Genomic DNA, 19,778 nt, shown 5'->3' on the forward strand with positions numbered 1-19,778 from the left:
ATGACGATCACGACGACAGCACACCCGGTCGACACAGACTTCTACCAGATCGGCGATCTTCTCGGCGACGACGACCGCAACCTCATCACACGTGTGCGCGGATTCGTGGACTCCGAGGTCCTCCCTGTCATCAACGAACACTGGGAGTTGGCGGACTTCCCCTACCAGATCCTCCCCGCCCTGGGCGAGCTTGGGATCGTGGGCACCGCGATCCAGGGCTACGGCTGCCCGGGACTGACCCGACTGCAGACCGGCCTCGTCGCGATGGAACTGTCACGCGGCGACGGCAGTGTGAACACGCTCAATGCCGTGCACTCGGGACTCGCGATGGGCAGCATCGCACTGCTCGGCGACGACGAGCAGAAGCAGCGCTGGCTGCCCGAAATGGCAGCCCTCCGCAAGCTCGGCGCGTTCGCGCTGACCGAGCCCGAGCACGGATCAGACTCCGTTGCGCTGGAAACCACAGCCCGCCGCGAAGGAGACGTCTATGTGATCGACGGTGCCAAGCGGTGGATCGGCCTCGGCCATGTCGCCGACATCGTCATCATCTGGGCACGCGACACCGCAGACTCGAAGGTGAAGGCATTCGTCCTTGAGAAGAATGCCGATGGAGGATACCCCGACGGATATGAGGCCGAGGCGATCACCGGGAAGATCGCCAAACGCGCGATCCAGCAGGCGCACATCGAGATCTCCGGACTGCGGATCCCTGCCGGGAACAAGCTCGCGAAGTCGAGCTCCTTTCGGGACGTCTCCGCGATCCTCAATCGCACCCGCAGCACCGTCGCGTGGGAGGCGCTCGGGCACGCACTCGCCGCGTACGAGGCGGCAGCGGCCTACGTCCAGGAGCGCGTCCAGTTCGGCAAGCCCATCGCGAGCTACCAGCTGGTGCAGAACAAGCTGGCCAACATGCTCGCCGATCTCACCGCGATGCAGCTGCTCTGCTTCCGCACAGCCACCCTGCAGGATGAAGGCCGACTGACGAACGAACAGGCCTCGCTCGCGAAGATGTTCACCGGCGAGCACGCGCGTGCACTCTGCCGGGATGCCCGTGACCTCCTCGGCGGCAACGGACTCCTTCTGGAGAACCACGTCGCCCGCCACCTCACCGACATGGAAGTCGTCCACACGTATGAGGGAACCGACTTCATCCAGTCGCTCATCATCGGGCGCCAGATCACCGGAATATCGGCGTTCGCCTGACCCTCGGCCGACCACGGAAGGGAGCCCGCCATGACCGCGAGCTTTGTCTACGATGCTGTCCGCACCCCCTTCGGGCGGGCGGGTGGCGCGCTCAGCGGCATCCGGCCCGACGATCTCGCCGCAGTCGTCATGAAGGCGACCGTCGCGCGCATGGGCCTCGACCCCGCGCGCATCGATGACGTGATCTTCGGCGATGCGAACCAAGCAGGAGAGGACAACCGCGACGTCGCCCGTTTCGGGGCGCTGCTGGCAGGCTTCCCCACCAGTGTCACCGGCGTGACCGTCAACCGACTCTGCTCGTCGTCGCTGGAAGCGGTGATCCAGGCCGCCCGCGCTGTCGAGACCGGCGACGCCGGTCTCGTGCTCGCCGGCGGAGTGGAGTCGATGAGCCGGGCGCCGTTCATCGTGGAGAAGTCGCCGAGGCCGTGGCCGGCGGTCGGTAACCAGACACTGTGGAACACCTCCATCGGGTGGCGGATGACCAACCCGAAGCTGCCGAAGCAGTGGACCATCTCCAATGGAGAATCGGCGGAGAAGATCGCCCGAGAGTGGGGAATCTCCCGAGATGCCCAGGACGAGTTCGCCGTGCGCTCTCACCGGCTGGCAGCTAAAGCGTGGGCTGACGGGGTCTACGATGGCGAGATCGTGCACGTGCCAGGGGCCGACCTGGCACGCGACGAGGGCATCCGGGACGACACTTCCGTGGACAAGCTCGCCGGGCTTACTCCGCTGTTCGCGCGCGACGGCGAAGGCACCGTCACCGCCGGCAACTCCTCGCCGATCAACGACGGCGCTTCCGCCGTTCTGATCGCCGCGGAGGGTGCGCTGCCCGGCGAGCCACTCGCGCGGATTGCGGGACGCGGGGCGCATGGCGTCGATCCGCATCTGTTCCCGATCGCGCCGATCGAGGCGGCGAACAAGGCGCTCGCACGCGCCGGCCGGTCCTGGGCCGATGTCGACGTGGTCGAGCTCAACGAGGCGTTCGCTTCACAGTCGCTCGCATGCGTCGCCGGGTGGCCTGAACTTGATCCTGAGCGGGTCAACATCCACGGCGGAGCGCTGGCCATCGGCCATCCGCTGGGCGCTTCGGGGGGCCGCATTCTCGGGCATGCCGCGCATGAGCTTGCGCGACGCGGAGGCGGCGTCGCCGTCGTGGCGATCTGCATCGGCGTGGGTCAAGGCCTCGCCGTCGTGCTGGAACGGTGACAGTGAGACCGCGAGCATCCGTTCGTGGTGGGGTCATTGGCAGTCCCAGAGTCAACCGAAGCTTCAGCATTCCCCTCCGACGTTCTTCCTCGACGGTGAGATGCTCGAGCTCGGCCAGCTGCAGTGACCTCCAGCGCTCTCGCCGCCGTGACAGGCCGCTGACCAGACAGGGTCGGCGCGTCAGAGAGCGGTGTAGGAATCCGCCATTTCCCGTGGAATCCTGAGTCCGGGACCACCGCCAACTAGCGTGGAATCCCTGGGGTTATCCGCCATCTCGAGCGGGAACCTACAACGCCGATGTAGGGATTTTTCTGAGATGTCCATTTCGCAGGTGAAATGTCCACGCGATGTCCATCTGGACATTTCGACAGGCGGTAGTGGGCTCTGAGAACATCGGGAACATGACGAGCGAGGACTGGCAGCGGATCGCTGCGGACTACGAGTCGGTTCGGTCTTCGGGCGGATCGCTGGATGCGCTGATCGAGTGGCCAGCACAGCAACGCATGATCGGAGGCGTCGAGGGCTTGTCGATCCTGGATCTGGGATGCGGCAGCGGGGCGAAAGCCGTCTGGCTCGCTCAGCAAGGGGCTCGCGTCGTTGGACTAGACATCGTCGACGCGTTCGCGGAGATTCCACACGATGTCGACGTCAAGCTGCGGGTAGGGGATCTCAACGACATCCGCGCGACGATCGGTGATGAGCGTTTCGATGTGGTGACTGTGCTGCAGGCGATCGGATACGCAACCGACGAAGCCGCACTGCTGCGCGACGTGTTCGAGGCGGTCGTTCCGGCCTCCTGCAGACGGCCCGACTCCCATGCCTCGCCGAACGCTCCGGCGACCGCCGTGGGACTCGGCGCCTTGTCGGGGCGCGGGTTCGCGATGACGATGTACAGCTGCCAGACCCCGATCAGCACGAGCAGCAGCGCGATTGGCGGCACGATCTTGCCCAGCAGGTCGCGCACGAACGGCGGGCGCTCGGCCGCATCCGACTGCAGGCGGTCGAGTCCGGCGGAGAGCGTGTCGAGATCCTCGCCGGCCGAGATGGGGCTTGGCAGGACGAGGGCCGCGGTCGGTTCACTGGGCATTGCGGGCGATCTCCTTCCGCAGCTCGGCGGTGATCTCGGCGGCGAGGGCCGCGACCTCGGGCGACTCGATGCGCCTGCCCGCGGTGGTCTTGATGCGCCACTCGCCGGCGATGCGGCCGGGGCGGCTGGAGAGCAGGATCACCCGCTGACCGAGCCGTGCGGCCTCGCGCACGTTGTGGGTGACGAAGACGATGGTGCGGCCGGTGGCGCGCCACACCCGCTCGAGCTCTTCGTGCAGCAGGTCGCGGGTGATGGCGTCGAGTGCGGCGAACGGCTCGTCCATGAGCAGCACCGAGCGGTTCTGCGCGAGGGCGCGGGCGAGCGCCACGCGCTGGCGCATCCCGCCCGACAGCTCGTGCGGGCGCTTGTCGGCCGCCTCGGCCAGATTGACGGTGCGAAGCAGCCGCTCGGCCTCGGCATGGCGCTCGGCACGAGGCATCCCGCGCAGCCGCAGCGTCAGCTCGACGTTTCTGCGGGCGGTGAGCCACGGCATCAGCGCGGACTCCTGGAACATCACAGCCGCGCCGGATGCGGGGGTCGTGAGCTCGCCCGAGGTGAGCGGCTCGAGCCCGGCGATGAGGTTCAGCAGGGTCGACTTGCCGCAGCCGGATGCTCCGAGCAGGCACACGAACTCTCCGGGCGCGATGTCGAGCGACACCTCGTCGAGAACCACCGGCCCCGAGCCGTAGCGCTTGGTGACGTGCGAGATGCGCACGGCGGGTTCGACGACGGGCGCCGGCGGTGCCAGCGGCGCGACACCGTCGAAGCTGGGGGAGAGGGGCGCTGTCGCCGTCAGCGGGCGGGCCAGCGTGTCGTCGCGGGTCATCGGTCGGCACCGAGCCCGGCGGCCGAGACGGTCTCGGCGCCCGACTTCTCGAGCAGTGCGTTCAGCGCCCGCAGATCGAAGAGCCCGTCGATCGAGCCCTTCTTCTGCGTGCCCGCGGCGAGGCCGTGGTCCACCAGGGTCTCGAATGTGGCGGCTGCCGGATCGACGGTGAACGTCACGTTCTCGAGCGCGCGGGCGAGAACCGCGTCGTCGAGGGTCTTGCCGGTGGCGTCGTCGAGCGCCGCGTTGATCACCGACGGCGCCTCGTCGGCGTTCTCGTCGAGCCACTCCACCGCGGCGATGTGGCCCTTCAGCAGCTCGTCGACGACCTCCGGATGCTGGTCGGCGAACTCGGCGCGCACCAGCAGCACGGTGGTGGGGAAGTCACCGTCCGGCCACAGGTCGGCCTCGTCGACCAGCACGTGGGCGCCGGCCTCGACGACCAGCCGCGAGACCCACGGCTCGGGAAGCCACGCGCCGTCGATCTTGCCGTCCTGGAACAGCGTCAGCGTCTGAGCGTTCTCGGTGGGGGTGACGTTCACGTCGCCGTCGCCCGCGACAGAGGTCTCGTATCCCTCGTCGGCGAGCCAGCTGCGCAGCGCCACATCCTGCGTGTTGCCGAGCTGCGGGGTCGCGATCGTGCTGCTGGCGAGGTCGTCGGGGGTGTCGATTCCGTCGCGGACGACGAGTGCAGCCCCGCCCGAGGTGGCTCCGGCGATGATGTGCGCCGAGGCGCCGCCGGACTGGATGAAGGTGTTGATGGCGGGGTTCGGACCGATGTAGGTCGCGTCGATCGCCCCGGCCGAGAGCGCTTCGATCGCAGCGGCGCCGGCGTTGAACACCTCGGTCTGCAGCGCGACGTCGCCCAGGGCATCCTGGATCAGCCCCTCCGACAGCCCGACGAGAGCCGGCGCATGGGTGACGTTGGCGAAGTAGCCGAGGCGCACCTCGGTCACCGGCTCGATCGCGGCGCCGGATGCCGGGGCGCAGCCCGTGAGCGCCAGAGCGGAGAATCCCATGGCGAGGGCTCCCAGTGCGGTGAATGTCCTGTTCCTGCGGGTGAAGTTCACGGTTTCGCCTCCTTAGGCTCGTGCTGCGGTTCGGTGATGCGGGGTCGGGTCAGTCGATGACGGTGCCGGCGGCGAGCGTCGCGCCGTCGGCGGGATGGATGAGCAGCAGCGAGCCGCCTTCGCGGCTGCGGGCGTACGGCTCGAGGGGCAGATCGGATGCCAGACGCAGCCGCACCCGACCGATCTCGTTCTCGGCGAGCGACGCCTCGGGCTGCGCGGTCAGATCGGCGTGGGCGAACGTCTCGAGGTCGCGGCGGGTGAGCACCTCGGCGACGATCGCCTGCACGGTCGCGGTGCCGTGCTTCACGAGCACCCGGGCGCCCGAGGCGGTGGCGCGCGCGTCGAGCTGGAAGAGCTCGACCACGGCGTCCCGACGCAGCTCGGGAGCCGAGCCCTCGGCGACGATCAGCGCACCGCGGGCGGCATCGATCTCATCGGCCAGGGTGAGCGTGACCGACTGGCGCACCGCGGCCGTGCCGATGTCGGCACCCGCGACGTGCACGCCGGTGACCTCGGTGGCTCGGCCCGAAGGCAGCACCTGCACGCGATCGCCGACCGAGACGGCGCCCGCGGCGACGCGACCGGCGAAGCCGCGGAAGTCACGCAGCCGCTCGGCCTCCTCGTCAGGGATCTCGGGCGAGAGACCGCCCTGCGGGCGTAGCACGAGCTGCACCGGCAGACGCAGCGGCTCGTCGACGTCGGCGCGCACGGGCAGCGTCTCGAGCAGCTCGAAGAGCGTCTCGCCGCGGTACCACGGGGTGCGCTCCGACCTGTCGACGATGTTGTCGCCCTCGAGCGCGGAGACGGGCAGCACGCGCACCGCACTGATGCCCAGTTCGTCCGCCACGCGCAGCGCCTCGAGCTCGATGTCGACATAGACCTGCTCGTCGAAGCCGGTGAGGTCGATCTTGTTCACCGCGACGATCACGTGCGGCACCCGCAGCAGCGACGCCACGGCCAGGTGACGCCGGGTCTGCTCGACGACGCCCTTGCGGGCATCCACCAGCACCACTACGGCATCGGCCGTGGCGGCACCGGTGACCATGTTGCGGGTGTACTGCACGTGACCGGGGCAGTCGGCGAGGATGAAGCTGCGCCGGTCGGTCGCGAAGTAGCGGTATGCGACGTCGATCGTGATGCCCTGCTCGCGGTCGGCGCGCAGGCCGTCGGTGAGCAGCGCGAAGTCGAACCCGCCGTGCGCGAAGCCGCGGGCCCGCGAGGTCGCGGCGACCTGATCGAGCTGGTCGGCGAGGATCGCCTTCGCATCGTGCAGCAGCCGGCCCACCAGGGTGGACTTGCCGTCGTCGACCGAACCCGCGGTCGCGAACCGGAACAGTGTCGTGCTCATCAGAAGTATCCGTCCTTCTTGCGGTCCTCCATGGCGGCCTCGCTGATGCGGTCATCGGCTCTGGTCGCACCGCGCTCCGTGAGGGTGGTGCGGGCGACTTCGTCGACGATGGCGGCCGTGTCGGCGGCATCCGACTCGACCGCACCGGTGCAGCTCATGTCGCCGACCGTGCGGTAGCGCACGGTGCGGTGCACCACCTGCTCGTTGTCGCGCGGCTGCGAGAACTCGCCGACCGCCCACCACATGCCCGAGCGACGGAACACCTCGCGCTCGTGGGCGTAGTACAGCGGCGGCAGGGCGATGTCCTCGCGCTCGATGTAGCGCCAGATGTCGAGCTCGGTCCAGTTCGAGATGGGGAAGGCGCGCACGTGCTGCCCCGGCAGGTGGCGGCCGTTGTACAGGCTCCACAGTTCGGGGCGCTGGTTGCGCGGATCCCACTGACCGAACTCGTCGCGCAGCGAGATGATGCGCTCCTTCGCCCGCGCCTTGTCCTCGTCGCGGCGGGCGCCGCCGAAGACGGCGTCGTGGCGACCGGCCGCGATCGCGTCGAGCAGCGGCTGGGTCTGCAGCGGATTGCGCGTGCCGTCGGGGCGCTCGGCGAGCCGGCCGTCGTCGATGTAGTCCTGCACACGGGCGACCTCGAGGTCGATGCCGAGCCGCGCGACTGTCTCGTCGCGGAACCGGATGACCTCGGGGAAGTTGTGGCCGGTGTCGACGTGCAGCACGGGGAACGGCACCCGCCCCGGCGCGAACGCCTTCGCGGCGAGGTGCAGCACCACGACCGAGTCCTTGCCGCCCGAGAACAGCAGCACGGGGCGCTCGAACTCCGCGACGACCTCGCGGATGATGTGGATGCCCTCCGCCTCGAGCAGGTCGAGCGTGCTCAGGGCGGTGGTGGGGTCGGCAACAGTGCTCATACGTGCAGCCCGCATTCTGTCTTCGTCAGTCCGGCCCAGCGACCGGATCGGGGGTCTTCGCCGGGGGCGACCGGCCGGGTGCACGGCGCGCATCCGATCGACGGGTACCCGCTCGCGATCAGGGGGTTCACCGGCACCTCGTGCACGGTGGCGTAGTCGATGAGGTCGTCGAAGCTCCACGCCGCGACGGGGTTCACCTTCACGAGTCCATTGCGCGCGTCCCACACGACCAGCTCCGTCTCGGCGCGGGTGGGCGCCTCGTCGCGGCGCACTCCGGTGAACCACACCTCGTACCCGCCCAGCGCCCGCTGCAGCGGCTCGACCTTGCGTCGTGCGCAGCACAGCCCGGGGTCCCGGGCGAACAGGTCGGCGCCGAATTCGGCATCCTGCTCCCGCACGCTCTGCGCGGGCTTCACGTCGACGACGTTCACGTCGAGCCGCGAAGCGACCTCGTTGCGGGTGAACGTCGTCTCGGCGAAGTGGTACCCGGTGTCGAGGAACAGCACGTCGACACCGGGAAGGCCCTCGGCCACCAGGTGCGGCAGGGCGGCATCGGCCATCGAGCAGGCGACGGCGGCCTGCGGGACGGCGAAGTTCGCCGCCACCCACGCGACCACCTCGGCCGGGCTCGCCTCGTCGGGCTGTCGGCTGCGCAGCTCGCGGTTGCCGCGCTCGGCGAGTGCCTCGAGCTCGGCCGCCGAGCGTCGGGTGGAGCCGATCGTGACGTGAGTGCTCATTGCAGGGCCTCGTCATCCGCCCGATGCGCCCACTGCGCGAAGGTCTCGTCGACGCCGTCACGATCGGCGAGGTAGCGGCGGATGACGCGCTCGGCGTAGTCGGCGATGCCGTCGGCGGGCACCTTCAGACCGCGCACGGTACGACCGAGTCCGGCCTCCTCACGGTCGACGTTCGCGAGTCCGCCGCCGAGATGCACCTGGTAGCCGGGCACCTGCTGCCCGTCGATGAGCACGAGCTGACCCTTCAGCCCGATGTCGGCGGTCTGGATGCGCGCGCACGAGTTCGGGCATCCGTTCACGTGCAGCGTGATCGGCCGCCCGATCGCGGGCTCGAGGGCTCCGAGGCGCTCCTCCAGCTGCTCGATCGCGCGGGCCGCGTTGACCTTGGTCTCGACGATCGCGAGCTTGCAGAACTCGATGCCGGTGCACGCGATCGTGCCGCGGCGGAACAGGCTCGGGCGCGCCGACAGGCCGAGGGCGTCGAGGCCGGCGACGAGACTCTCGACGCGGCTCTCGTCGATGTCGAGCACGAGCAGCTTCTGGTGCGGGGTGGTGCGCACGCGCTGCGATCCATGGGCCTCGGCGAGGTCGGCCAGTGCGGTCAGGGTGCTGCCCGAGACGCGGCCGACGAGCGGGGCGGCGCCGACGAAGAACCGGCCGTCCTCCTGCCGGTGGATGCCGACGTGGTCGCCCAGGCTGTTCGGCTTGGGGGCGGCGGGGCCGTCGGGCAGCGGGGATTCGAGGTACTCGTTCTCGAGCACCGCCCGGAACTTCTCGGTGCCCCAGTCGGCGAGCAGGAACTTCAGCCGCGCCTTGTTGCGCAGGCGCCGGTAGCCGTAGTCGCGGAAGATCTGGGTGACCCCGTGCCACACCTCGGCGACGCGCTCGGGCGGCACGAAGGCGCCGAGGCGCTCGCCGAGCCGGGGCACGACCGACAGGGCGCCGCCGACCCACAGGTCGTAGCCGATGCCGAGTTCGGGGTGCTCGACCGCGACGAAGGCGCAGTCGTTGATCTCGTGCACCACGTCCTGGCTCGGGTGCCCGGTGATGGCGGTCTTGTACTTGCGGGGCAGGTTCGACAGCGTCTCATCGCCCAGGAACCGGTCGGCGATCTCGCGGATCTGCGGGGTGGGGTCGATGAGCTCGTCGGCGGCGATGCCCGCGACGGGCGAGCCGAGGATCACGCGCGGCACGTCGCCGCACGCCTCGGTCGTGCTGAGCCCGACTGCCTCGAGGCGGCGCCAGATCTCGGGCACGTCCTGCACCTCGACCCAGTGCAGCTGCACGTTCTGCCGGTCGGTGATGTCGGCGGTGTCGCGGGCGAACTCGGTCGAGATCTCGCCGATCACGCGCAGCTGCTCGGTGGTGAGCTGACCGCCGTCGATGCGCACGCGCATCATGAAGTACTCGTCCTCGAGCTCGTGCGGCTCGAGCTGGGCGGTGCGCCCACCGTCGATGCCCGGCTTGCGCTGCGTGTACAGGCCCCACCAGCGGAAGCGCCCGTGCAGGTCGGTCGGGTCGATGCTCCGGAAGCCGCCGGCCGCGTAGATGCCCTCGATGCGCTCGCGCACGTTGAGGCCGCCGTTGTCGAGCTTGAACTCCTCGTTCGCGTTCAACGGCTCATTGCCGTCGACCGCCCATTGTCCGTGCGGCTTGGTGGGCGCCCGGTTCGTGCGGGTGCGTGCGCCGCGGATCGGCGTCGGCTGCTGGATCGTCATCTGTGCTGCTCCCTGGGTGGCTTCGGAACAAGCTAGAAAGATGGATGCGATTCAAGAACCTCGTGCGACATGCGACGACGGAGTTCGTCACGGGAGGACATCTGAGGGCGGATGCTGGCGCTCGCGGCAGATGTGTGCAGAGCGTCAGATGACGTTCGCCTCGGCGGCCTCATACCGGTCGACGATGAGGTCGACCAGGGCCGACGGCACAGGACCGTTGTCGAGCAGGGGCAGGGTGAGGGCGCGCCCCGGCGCGAGCCGGGTCGCGAGATCGAAGAAGAATCCGCGGGCGAGCAGGTAGGTCGCGATGGGGGCGTCAGGGTGCGCGGTCAGGGTCGTGCGAAGGTCGGGCTTCCTCGCGGCGAGGTAGGCGAGCTCGATGGGACGCCCGAGACGCTGCTCGAGCAGGTGAGCCATGCCCTCGGCATCCGTCAGCGATCGAGGATCGCGGGACCCTGCGACGGCGAGGATGACGGGAGAGGTGGATGCCGCGGGCTGCCCGTCGCCGGGCACCGCGGCGAGCCGCTCGGCGAGCACATCGGCGAGACGCGGGTCGGGACCGAGCGGGTCGGCGACCACGGCATCCGTCTTCTTCGCGGCTATGCCGTGGAGGTCGTGGTGCACGTGGAACCCGCTCGACAGCAGCAGCGGCACGATGACGACCGGTCCCTCGATCGCGGGCACCGCGTCGGCGGCATCCGGCTGCTGCACGTCGACGAAGGCGGCCTGCACGTCGACGTCGGGCAGCGCGCGGTCGACGAGTGCGACGAGCTCCGCGATCGCGGACGCGCCGGTGGCATCGGACGTGCCGTGCGAGACGGCGAGCAGGGTCGGGCGCATGGCCTCGGAGTCTATGCCGCGGCATCCGCCCCCGTCTGTCTCGGCGTCACGCGGCGACACCTCGCCGATCGGGCACAGGTGTGCCGGGGTCGATCGCGCGGGACGCGGAGCGCGGTCACGCCAGCGGCCAGCCGGTGTACGCCTCGGCGAGGAAGGTGCGGCCTGCCTCGGAGTCGACGACCGAGCGCAGTTCGCCGAGCTGGCGGCGACGGTCGAACTCGGTGTGCTCGGGCAGCGTGTGCAGCATGCTCGTCATCCACCACGAGAAGTGCTGCGCCTTCCAGATGCGCTTCAGCGCCTCGTCGGCGTAGGCGTCGATGAGCCGGGCATCGTTCTCGACCAGCAGCGCATTCACCGCGCGGGCCAGCAGCACCACATCGGCGACGGCGAGGTTCATGCCCTTCGCGCCGGTCGGCGGCACGGTGTGCGCAGCGTCGCCGACGAGGGCGGCACGCCCGTGGCGCAGCTCGCTCGCGACGAAGCTGCGGAAGCGCAGCACGTCGCGCTGGAAGATAGGGCCCTCTTTCAGCGTGGTGCCCGGAACGCGGGACTGCAGGGTCTCCCAGATCTCCTCCTCGCTCATCACCGTGGGATCCGTCTCGGGGTCGCACTGGAAGTACATCCGCTGCACGTCGTGGCTCCGCTGGCTGATCAGGGCGAAGCCGTTGTCGGAGTTGCTGTAGATGAGCTCCTCCGAGCTCTCGGGTGCTTCGCACAGGATGCCGAACCAGGCGAACGGGTACTCGCGGAAGTGTCCGTTGAACGCGTCTCCGGTGATCGCCGGTCGCACGACCGAGCGCGAGCCGTCGGCGCCGACCACGAAGTCCGCCTCGATGATCAGCTCGTCGCCGGCGGCCGTGGTGGCGAACACCCGCGGCGTGGGGGTGTCGACCCCCTCGACGCGCGAGGCGGTCACCTCGAAGCGCAGGTCCTGGCCGGCCCGCAGTCGCAGCGCGAGCATGTCTTTGAGCACCTCGTGCTGCGGGTACAGCCAGACGCTGCGGCCGACGAGCGCGGGGAAGTCGATGCGGTGCCCTTCGCCCTCGAAGCGCAGCTCGATGCCGTCGTGCCTGGTTCCGACGGTGTGCACGCGACTGCTCGGGTCGATCGCGGTGAGCAGGTCGACGGTTCCCTGTTCGAGGATCCCGGCGCGGATGGTCTGCTCGATGTCGCCGCGGGTGCGCTGGTCGACGATGACGGAGTCGATGCCGGCGTCGGCGAGCAGGTGCGAGAGGATCAGGCCGGCCGGGCCGGCTCCGACGATTGCGACGCGGGTGCGGATCGTCTGCGTGGCGGTGCTCATGGTGTCTCCTTCGACATGCGGATGCCGGTGCGTCCCGGGTATGTCGACCACTGTGCGACGGGAGTGCGCACGCCGTTGGAGAATTCTCATTCAACGGGAAGTACGCAGATCCTCCTCGATCGCCGCCGCCGCGTCGAGCAGGGCCGCGATCACCGGCTCGGTCGGCGCCTCGCGGGGAAGGACGGCCGACAGTGCGGCCACGACCTCACCGCGATCGCGCACCGGCACCGCGACGCCGGTCGACACCTGCTCGATCGACCCCGGGGCGACCACGAAACCGCGTCGGCGGATCGTGATCAGCAGCGCACGCAGGGCGACGGCATCCGTCACGGTCTCGCGCGACACCGCGCGCAGGGGGCCCGCGAGCACCCGCTCGCGCAGGGCCGGGTCGGCGAACGCCAGCAGCACCAGCCCGGACGACGAGGCATGTACCGGCAGACGCCCGGCGACCCGCGTGATGTTGGCGCCGGCATCCGGGTGCGACAGTCGCTCGAGAAACAGGGCCTCATCGTGTTCGAGTACTGCCAGCTGGGTGTGCTCGCGCACCAGCGTCTGCACGTGCTCCATGTGCGGCAGTGCTGCCTGCCTCAGCCGCAGAGCGCTGGAGCCACGCAGTGCTAGCTCCCACAGGCGCAGGCCGAGGCGCACCCGGTTCTCCTCGTCGCGCTCGAGGAGGCCCTGCTCGATGAGCTCGCCGACGATTCGGTGCGCGGTCGAGGACGGCAGGCCGGTGCGCCGGGCGATCTCACTGGCGGTCTGCATGGTCCGCTCGCTCGTGAACGTGTCGAGCACGCGCACGATGCGCTCGGTCATCGAGTCTCCGGAACGGGAGTTCGCCATGGGGCAAGCTTGGCACGCGGTGGCGACGAGGGACGGTCCCAGGTACTATCGTTGGTACCCCAACGAATCGGGTCGAGCGAACGACCGGTCATGATCGAAGGAGATCCCATGCAGTTCTACCGAGACGGCTATCGCCCCGGCGACCCCGACCTCAAGCCCGCTGCCCCGCAGGTCGCCGCACGCAGCGTCGGACTGCCGGAGACCCTCGACGTGCTCATCGTCGGCACCGGTCCCGCCGGCACCGTGCTCGCCGCGCAGATGGCATCCTTCCCCGACATCTCCACGCGGGTCATCGAGCGCCGCCCGGAGCCGCTCCAGCTCGGGCACGCCGACGGCGTCGCGTGCCGCACGGTCGAGATGTTCCAGGCGTTCGGCCTGGCCGACGCGCTCGTGCGCGAGGCGTACTGGGTGGGAGAGGTGCGGTTCTGGGGGCCGTCCGATGACGACCGCTCGAAGATCGTCCGCACGGGCTGGGTGGAGGACACCCCGGCCGGGCTCAGCGAGTTCCCGCACGTGATCGTGAACCAGGCGCGCATGCAGCAGTTCCTGCTCGAGCACGCGGCGCAGTCCGCCAGCAGGCTCGAGGTCGACTACGGCATCGAGTTCGTCGGCTACGAGATGGACGCCGACTCCGAGCATCCTGTCGTCGCCACCCTGCGGCACACGGCAGGGGAGCACGAGGGCGTGGAGTTCACCGTCCGCGCCAAGTACGTCGTCGGCTGCGACGGCGCCCGCAGCAACGTGCGCCGCGCCTTGGGCATCCGACTCGAGGGCGATGCAGCCAACCACGCCTGGGGCGTGATGGACGTGCTCGCCACCACCGACTTCCCCGACTGGCGCACCAAGAACGTCGTGCAGTCCGCCGGCAAGGGCAGCCTGCTGATGATCCCGCGCGAGGGCGGGAACATGGTGCGCTGCTACGTCGACCTCGGCGCCGTGCCCGCCGGTGACAGCGAGATCCGCAGCACCACGGCCGCTCAGCTCGCCGACGTCGCGAACGCGATCCTGCACCCGTATTCGATCGACGTGCGGCAGGTCGCCTGGTCGAGCGTCTACGAGGTCGGCCAGCGGGTCGCCGCCCGGTTCGACGACCTCACGGACGACTCGCCGGCCGATGCCACGCCGCACGTCTTCGTGGCCGGCGATGCGTGCCACACGCACAGCGCCAAGGCCGGACAGGGCATGAACGTGTCGATGCAGGACACCTTCAACCTGGGGTGGAAGCTCGCGGCCGTGCTGCAGGGGCGATCGGATGCCCGGCTGCTGCGCACCTACTCGGAGGAGCGCCAGGCCATCGCCGTCGATCTGATCGAGTTCGACAAATACTGGTCGGCGTACATCGCACAGCCGGCGCTCGACCCCGAGCACCCCGAGAACGGCGGCGTGACGCCGGCCGCGATGCAGGCTGAATTCGCCCGGGAGGGCCGGTACACCGCGGGGCTCGCCACCACGTACACGCCGTCCTCGCTGACGGGCGCGTCCGACCATCAGGCGCTCGCGACCGGCTTCGGGATCGGCACCCGCTTCCACTCCGCGCCGGTGCGGCGCGTGGCAGACGCCCGTCGCATGGAGCTCGGCCACTCGCACCTCGCCGACGGACGCTGGCGCCTCTACGCGTTCGGCGACGAGTCGGGATCGGCCCTGCGCGAGTTCGCGACGTGGCTGAGCGATGACGCGGCCTCTCCGGTGCGCGCCTTCACGGCACCGGATGCCGACATCGACAGCGTGATCGACGTGCACGCGGTGTTCCGCGGCTCGCACCACGACATCGACATCACGTCGCTGCCGTCGCTGCTGCTTCCGACGTCGGGTCCGCTCGGTCTGCAGGACTGGGAGAAGACGTGGGCATCGGATGCTGACGATGACATCTTCACGCGGCGCGGGATCGCCGCAGAGGGGGCGGTCGTCGTCGTCCGACCCGACCAGTACGTCGCGCACGTGCTCCCGCTCTCGGCGCGGGAGGAGCTGCGGGAGTTCTTCGCGGGCTTCCTGGTGCCGGTGGGGCAGCAGGTGCACGCCTGACCGTGTTCGACTGACGGTGCACGCCTGACAGGATGGATGCCGTGATGACGATGGCAGACATCCCCGAGCCGCAGCGCCACGTCGGAAACCTCATCCGCCGGGCGCAGCAGCTGCACCTGGCGACCTGGGCGCGCGTGGCCTCTGTTGAGATCACCAGCACGCAGTACAGCATCCTCGCCGTGCTCGACCGGCTCGGAGAGGCGAGCCAGCGCGAGCTCGGCGACGAGGTCGATCTCGACCGGTCGACCATCGCCGACCTCGTGCGGCGGATGGAGAAGTCCGGGCTGATCACCCGCCAGCGGGCCGCGAGCGACGCACGCCGCAACATCGTGGCGCTGACCGAGCACGGCGCCGCCGAGTACGCGCGGCTCGCACCGCGGGTGATCGAGGTGCAGCGCGAGCTCACCGCGCACCTGGAAGCGGAGGAAGCATCAGCGCTCTTCCGCGGACTGTGGGCGATGCTGGAGCGGTGAGGGCTTACCCGTGCTCGTTCCCGAACTGTTGCCAATCGTCGAACCGGGCGTCTCCTTCGCAGAGCTGTACGCCGAGATCAAGAAGCGTGGCTTGAAGCTGTAGTTCTCGACGCCCGACCTCGGCTGGGACGGCGTCGTGGGAAACGCCGCTGAGCACGGCTGCGGCTACACCGGATTCGGCGACCGTGCATCCGCGGGCGCGGGCGCGGGCACGGGCGCGGGCATGGAAGTGGTTCTGCCCGATGGCACAGTACTGCGAACCGGCCTGTGGGTGCTGCCGAACAACCTGTGCTCGGCAAACTTCGCGAGGATCTCGCCGGAGCGCTGTTCCGCATCGCGAACAGCCCGCGGACCGCGCCGCGCGACCTCGACCGCTACCATTGGTGGGAGGGCGACGGGGGAGTGGCTGCGACCCACATCCGCGATGGCAAGGCGTCGTTCTGGATGAAGTGGGTGATGACGGACTCAATGAAGATCGAGGTTGAGGCCGGCGAGGCTGTCTACAGTGGCGTCGTCAACGGCCTGGTATCGCCGCCCGCCGGAGCTCCGCCGGTGAAGAACGTCGCCGACACCAACGGCGGTCTGTTCGCCGACCACCTGCTCGTGTACAACGAGGGCTGGCTCCGCACTCGCTCGAAGCCGGGACGCTCGACACCTTCGGTACACATGACTTCAACGACGGCATCGATGTGCGCTGCACTCGGCGGAGGCTGAGTAGCGGGACGCCGCCCCTGCCGCGCAGCGCGAGAACGCCGCTTGACTGACCCGAACACTCGAGAGGATGAACGATGACCACCACCATCTGGGAAGAGAAGATCTACACGGCCGGCGGTTTCGCCGCGAGCGAGGGCGGGACCCTCGAAGTCCAGGCCCCGGCGACGGGCGAGGTGATCGCGAAGGTCGGCCAGGCCGCCATCGCCGACCTCGACGTCGCCGTCGCGTCGGCGACGAGGGCACAGCCCGCTCGGGCGGCCCTGCCCTACACCGAACGCGCCGCCGTCATGGCGAAGGCTTCAGCGATCCTCCAGGCCGCACCCGAACGGCTCACCGATTGGCTCATTCCCGAATCCGGATCCGGGGCGGGCAAGGCTGCGTTCGAGGCCGGCCTGGTCGCCTCTGAGTTCGCCGAGGGCGCCGGCCTGGCCGCTCAGCCGTACGGACAGCTGTTGCGCAGCATGAAGCCGCGCACCTCGATCGGTCGGTACGTGCCTGTCGGTGTGGTGGGTGTCATCAGCCCGTTCAACTTCCCGTCGATCCTGTCGGCACGCTCGGTAGTGCCGGCGCTCGCCCTCGGCAATGCCGTGATCCTGAAGCCGGACCCTCGCACGCCGATCGCGGGCGGCCTCATCCTCGCCGAGATCCTCGCTGAAGCGGGGCTGCCCGACGGCCTGCTGCATGTGCTCCCCGGCGGGTCGGACGTGGGCGCGGCACTGGTGGCGCACCCCGATGTGCCATGCATCTCGTTCACGGGCTCGACGGCTGCGGGCCGCAAGATCGGAGAGGCGGCTGCGCCGCTTCTGAAGAAGCTGCACCTCGAACTCGGCGGCAACAATGCGCTGCTCGTCATGCCCGATGCCGACGTGGATGCCGCGGCATCCGCCGGAGCGTGGGGGTCGTTCCTGCACCAGGGGCAGATCTGCATGACCACCGGGCGCCACCTCGTGCACCGCTCCATGGTCGAGCAGTACACCGAGAAGCTCACTGAGATCGCGAACCGGATCACGGTCGGCGACCCGACCGATCCGCAGAACGCGCTGGGTCCGATCATCGACGCCGGGCAGCTGTCGAAGATCGACGGCATCGTGCAGGACTCGGTCGCCGCCGGCGCGAGCTTGAACGCCGGGGGAACCTTCGAGGGACTGTTCTACCGGCCGACTGTGTTGTCGAACGTGCCGCATGACACTCCGGCGTTCGCGCAGGAGATCTTCGGTCCGGTGGCGCCGATCACTGCATACGACACGGTCGACGAGGCGATCGACATCATCAATTCGTCCGAGTACGGCCTTTCGGTCTCGGTGCTCACCGCCAATCCGTACGCGGCGTTCGAGCTCGCCGATCGCATCAAATCCGGTGCCGTCCACATCAACGACCAGACCGTCGACGACGAGGCGGTGGCTCCATTCGGCGGCACGAAGGCCTCGGGTTCAGGCGGGCACTTCGGCTCGTCGGTGAACCTCAGCACCTTCTGCGACTTGCAGTGGGTCACGATCCAGTCCGACATCGCGCGGTACCCGTTCTGATCCCTTCGGCGCCGGACCGTAGAACAGCCTGAAGAGAACGCCTTGCCGTGTCGGCAAGGCGTTCTCTCGTTCGGCCGGGCTGCGTCATGGCGGGGATCTCGGCCCTGTCCGCACTGATCGTCCTCATCGTGATGCGCAAGTCGTCGAAGCCGGATGAACTGGGCATCCCCTCCGGGCTGTCCGAAGGTGAGAGTGCCTGATGCTCGCACTGGCGCACCTGATCACGATCGAGGTCGAACTCGTCCACGGTGGGGAGGTCACCCCCGACATCCTCCAGTTCAGCTCAGCTCAGCGCGGCGGTAGCCTCGTCCTATGCTCACCTCCGCAGCCGCGACACCCTGGAAGCCAGTCCCGCCTGAGGGCGTCGCGGAGCTGCTCGCGCCCGCCCCCGTGCGCTGGTGGCTGTCGGGCGGAGCCGCGCTGGACCGCTGGCTGGGACGTCAGATCCGGGAGCGCGCGAACATCGACGTCAGCGTCGTCGCCTCCGACCTGGCAGAGCTGGTGGCGGCGCTCCCGGCGGGGTACAGCGCGTGGGCACCCGCCGGTGACGACGGCGAGCTCGTGCCGTTCGCGGATGCTCCGCAGGATGCCGACTTGCAGCCCGTGCTCGTCCGGGACGACACCGCCGGCGTATGGGTGCTGCAGGTCAACGCCGAGGACGGAGCCCCGCGCGCGTGGGTCTACAAGCGCGACCCGCGACTGACCCTGCCCTGGGACCGTGCGGTGCTCGATCTGGACGGCATCCCCACCGGGGCGCCCGAGGTGCAGCTGATCTGGAAGGCCCTGCGGCCGCGTCCCGAGGACGACCTCGACAAGGAAGCCGTGCTGCCCGCACTGTCCGACGAGGCCCAGGGCACCTACGAGACGGCCCTGCTGCGGATCCATCCGCATTCCTCGTGGACCATCCCGATCCGCAGCCCGTTCGCGCCGGCCAAGGCGAGCTGGAACAAGCGGCGGACCTAGACCGACCCCCGCCGGTACTCCCCGGCCGCGACGGCGTCCCGCACCAGCGCCCGGAACCACCTCTGCGCCGGAGACAGGCTCGCCTCGCGGCGGGTGTACAGCGACACCGGTGTGCTCTGCCCCGGCCACGGCAGATCCGAGATCCGAAGGCCGCCGAACCAGCCGCTGAACACCTCCGCGACGTGGCGCGGCATCAGCACCACCAGATCGGTGGTCTGCAGCACTGCGGGAACGGTGGCGTACTCCTCGACGGTCAGCGACACCTGCGGCATCAGGCCGTGCTCGGTGAGCACCTGCAGGGGGAACACGTGGCCGCCGCGCGCGGAGACCCGCACGAAGTGCCGCCCGGCGAACATGTCGGGCGCGGTGTCGGGCAGCGGGTGCCGATCCGAGGTGAGGGCGATGTACTCGACGGCCCGCACATGCGTGCGCCACAGGCGCGGACTGCCGATCATCGACACCGACAGTGCGAGGTCGATCGCCCCGCGGACGAGGCCGTCCTCGACCTGATCGGAGTCCAGGCGCTGCACCGACAGGTGCGGGTGGGACGCTTCTCGGGCCAGAGCGGCCATGATCGGCGGCAGGAACGTCTGCTCGCCGATCGAGGTGAGCCCCAGCACCAGCTCGCCGCTGAAGCCCGCCGGCTCGAAGGACTCCGGGTCGCTCACCGTCGCGTCGATCTGCGCCAGCGCCTCCTGCAGCGGGGTGAACAGCGCTGTCGCCTTCGCGGTCGGCACCATGTCGTGCCCCTCGCGGCGGAACAGCTCATCACCGAACTTCTCGCGCAGGCGCCGCAGCGTGTAGCTGACGGTCGGCTGGGTGACATGCAGCCGGTCGGCGGCAGCGGTCACGCTGCGCAGTTCGTAAAGCACGACGAAGGTGCGCAGCTGGTTGAGATCGGCCAATGCCATGTATAGATCCTATCTATGCTGCCTGCCTTCAGCATCTATTGGACGGGGTGCCCGGCCCGACTTAGAGTCATGGA

Annotated in this window: 17 protein-coding genes and 1 pseudogene; 8 read left to right on the top strand and 10 right to left on the bottom strand. The window is 69.4% G+C overall.

Going from position 1 to position 19,778, the window contains the following annotated elements; translation table 11 throughout:
• The 3 genes and pseudogenes from BKA24_RS01910 to BKA24_RS15990 all read left to right on the top strand — a co-directional run.
• Entirely contained in the window at positions 1–1,203 is a 1,203-nt protein-coding gene (locus BKA24_RS01910; protein ID WP_005055001.1) for an acyl-CoA dehydrogenase family protein, read from the top strand.
• Between the two features lie 30 nt (positions 1,204–1,233).
• Positions 1,234–2,409 carry a thiolase family protein gene (locus BKA24_RS01915; RefSeq protein ID WP_005055005.1) on the top strand — a complete coding sequence of 392 codons (1,176 nt, stop codon included), beginning with the start codon at positions 1,234–1,236 and terminating at the stop codon, positions 2,407–2,409.
• Between the two features lie 503 nt (positions 2,410–2,912).
• Positions 2,913–3,140: pseudogene (locus BKA24_RS15990) on the top strand (class I SAM-dependent methyltransferase); the annotation flags it as partial.
• Positions 3,141–3,485: 345 nt separating this feature from the next.
• Here BKA24_RS15990 and BKA24_RS01925 read toward each other — a convergent pair.
• The 9 genes from BKA24_RS01925 to BKA24_RS01965 form a co-directional block, all read right to left on the bottom strand.
• Positions 3,486–4,322, bottom strand: a complete 837-nt coding sequence (locus BKA24_RS01925) for an ABC transporter ATP-binding protein (RefSeq protein WP_184214586.1) — start codon at positions 4,320–4,322, stop codon at positions 3,486–3,488.
• Positions 4,319–5,341, bottom strand: a complete 1,023-nt coding sequence (locus tag BKA24_RS01930; protein ID WP_184220295.1) for an ABC transporter substrate-binding protein — start codon at positions 5,339–5,341, stop codon at positions 4,319–4,321. Before BKA24_RS01930 ends, BKA24_RS01925 begins: the two co-directional genes overlap by 4 nt.
• A gap of 100 nt (positions 5,342–5,441) precedes the next feature.
• The gene (locus BKA24_RS01935) at positions 5,442–6,740 is read right to left on the bottom strand and encodes a sulfate adenylyltransferase subunit 1 (RefSeq protein ID WP_184214588.1); all 1,299 of its coding nucleotides are present in this window, start codon (positions 6,738–6,740) and stop codon (positions 5,442–5,444) included.
• On the bottom strand, positions 6,740–7,657 hold the full coding sequence (cysD, locus tag BKA24_RS01940) for a sulfate adenylyltransferase subunit CysD (protein WP_246366977.1): 918 nt from the start codon (positions 7,655–7,657) through the stop codon (positions 6,740–6,742). Before cysD ends, BKA24_RS01935 begins: the two co-directional genes overlap by 1 nt.
• Positions 7,654–8,394: a phosphoadenylyl-sulfate reductase gene (locus BKA24_RS01945; protein ID WP_184214592.1), complete on the bottom strand. Its 741-nt coding sequence runs from the start codon at positions 8,392–8,394 to the stop codon at positions 7,654–7,656. The genes cysD and BKA24_RS01945 overlap by 4 nt, the downstream gene beginning before the upstream one ends.
• Positions 8,391–10,112: a nitrite/sulfite reductase gene (locus BKA24_RS01950; RefSeq protein ID WP_184214594.1), complete on the bottom strand. Its 1,722-nt coding sequence runs from the start codon at positions 10,110–10,112 to the stop codon at positions 8,391–8,393. Before BKA24_RS01950 ends, BKA24_RS01945 begins: the two co-directional genes overlap by 4 nt.
• 144 nt (positions 10,113–10,256) lie before the next feature.
• A complete protein-coding gene (locus tag BKA24_RS01955; protein ID WP_184214596.1) occupies positions 10,257–10,952 on the bottom strand; it encodes a sirohydrochlorin chelatase in 696 nt (231 codons plus the stop codon).
• A gap of 115 nt (positions 10,953–11,067) precedes the next feature.
• Positions 11,068–12,255, bottom strand: coding sequence for a 4-hydroxybenzoate 3-monooxygenase (locus BKA24_RS01960; RefSeq protein ID WP_184214598.1), 1,188 nt, complete (start codon positions 12,253–12,255; stop codon positions 11,068–11,070).
• 90 nt (positions 12,256–12,345) lie between these two features.
• Positions 12,346–13,095 (bottom strand): IclR family transcriptional regulator, encoded by a 750-nt coding sequence (locus BKA24_RS01965; RefSeq protein WP_184214600.1) that lies wholly within the window; start codon positions 13,093–13,095, stop codon positions 12,346–12,348.
• A gap of 108 nt (positions 13,096–13,203) precedes the next feature.
• Here BKA24_RS01965 and BKA24_RS01970 point away from each other — a divergent pair, with 108 nt between their 5' ends.
• The 5 genes from BKA24_RS01970 (at position 13,204) to BKA24_RS01990 (ending at position 18,793) form a co-directional block, all read left to right on the top strand.
• The gene (locus BKA24_RS01970) at positions 13,204–15,117 is read left to right on the top strand and encodes an FAD-dependent monooxygenase (RefSeq protein WP_184214602.1); all 1,914 of its coding nucleotides are present in this window, start codon (positions 13,204–13,206) and stop codon (positions 15,115–15,117) included.
• A gap of 44 nt (positions 15,118–15,161) precedes the next feature.
• Positions 15,162–15,590, top strand: coding sequence for a MarR family winged helix-turn-helix transcriptional regulator (locus BKA24_RS01975; RefSeq protein WP_184214604.1), 429 nt, complete (start codon positions 15,162–15,164; stop codon positions 15,588–15,590).
• Positions 15,591–15,878: 288 nt separating this feature from the next.
• The gene (locus BKA24_RS01980) at positions 15,879–16,304 is read left to right on the top strand and encodes a carotenoid oxygenase family protein (protein ID WP_221417258.1); all 426 of its coding nucleotides are present in this window, start codon (positions 15,879–15,881) and stop codon (positions 16,302–16,304) included.
• Positions 16,305–16,378: 74 nt separating this feature from the next.
• Complete coding sequence (locus tag BKA24_RS01985; protein ID WP_184214606.1) at positions 16,379–17,830, top strand: aldehyde dehydrogenase family protein; 1,452 nt, start codon at positions 16,379–16,381, stop codon at positions 17,828–17,830.
• A gap of 312 nt (positions 17,831–18,142) precedes the next feature.
• Entirely contained in the window at positions 18,143–18,793 is a 651-nt protein-coding gene (locus BKA24_RS01990; RefSeq protein ID WP_184214608.1) for a nucleotidyltransferase domain-containing protein, read from the top strand.
• On the opposite strand, the gene BKA24_RS01995 is transcribed toward BKA24_RS01990, so the two are convergent.
• Positions 18,790–19,704, bottom strand: a complete 915-nt coding sequence (locus tag BKA24_RS01995) for a LysR family transcriptional regulator (protein WP_184214610.1) — start codon at positions 19,702–19,704, stop codon at positions 18,790–18,792. The genes BKA24_RS01990 and BKA24_RS01995 overlap by 4 nt on opposite strands.
• Positions 19,705–19,778: the final 74 nt, after the last annotated feature.

Origin of the sequence: Microbacterium marinum (assembly GCF_014204835.1) — a bacterium.
Lineage (GTDB): Bacteria > Actinomycetota > Actinomycetes > Actinomycetales > Microbacteriaceae > Microbacterium > Microbacterium marinum.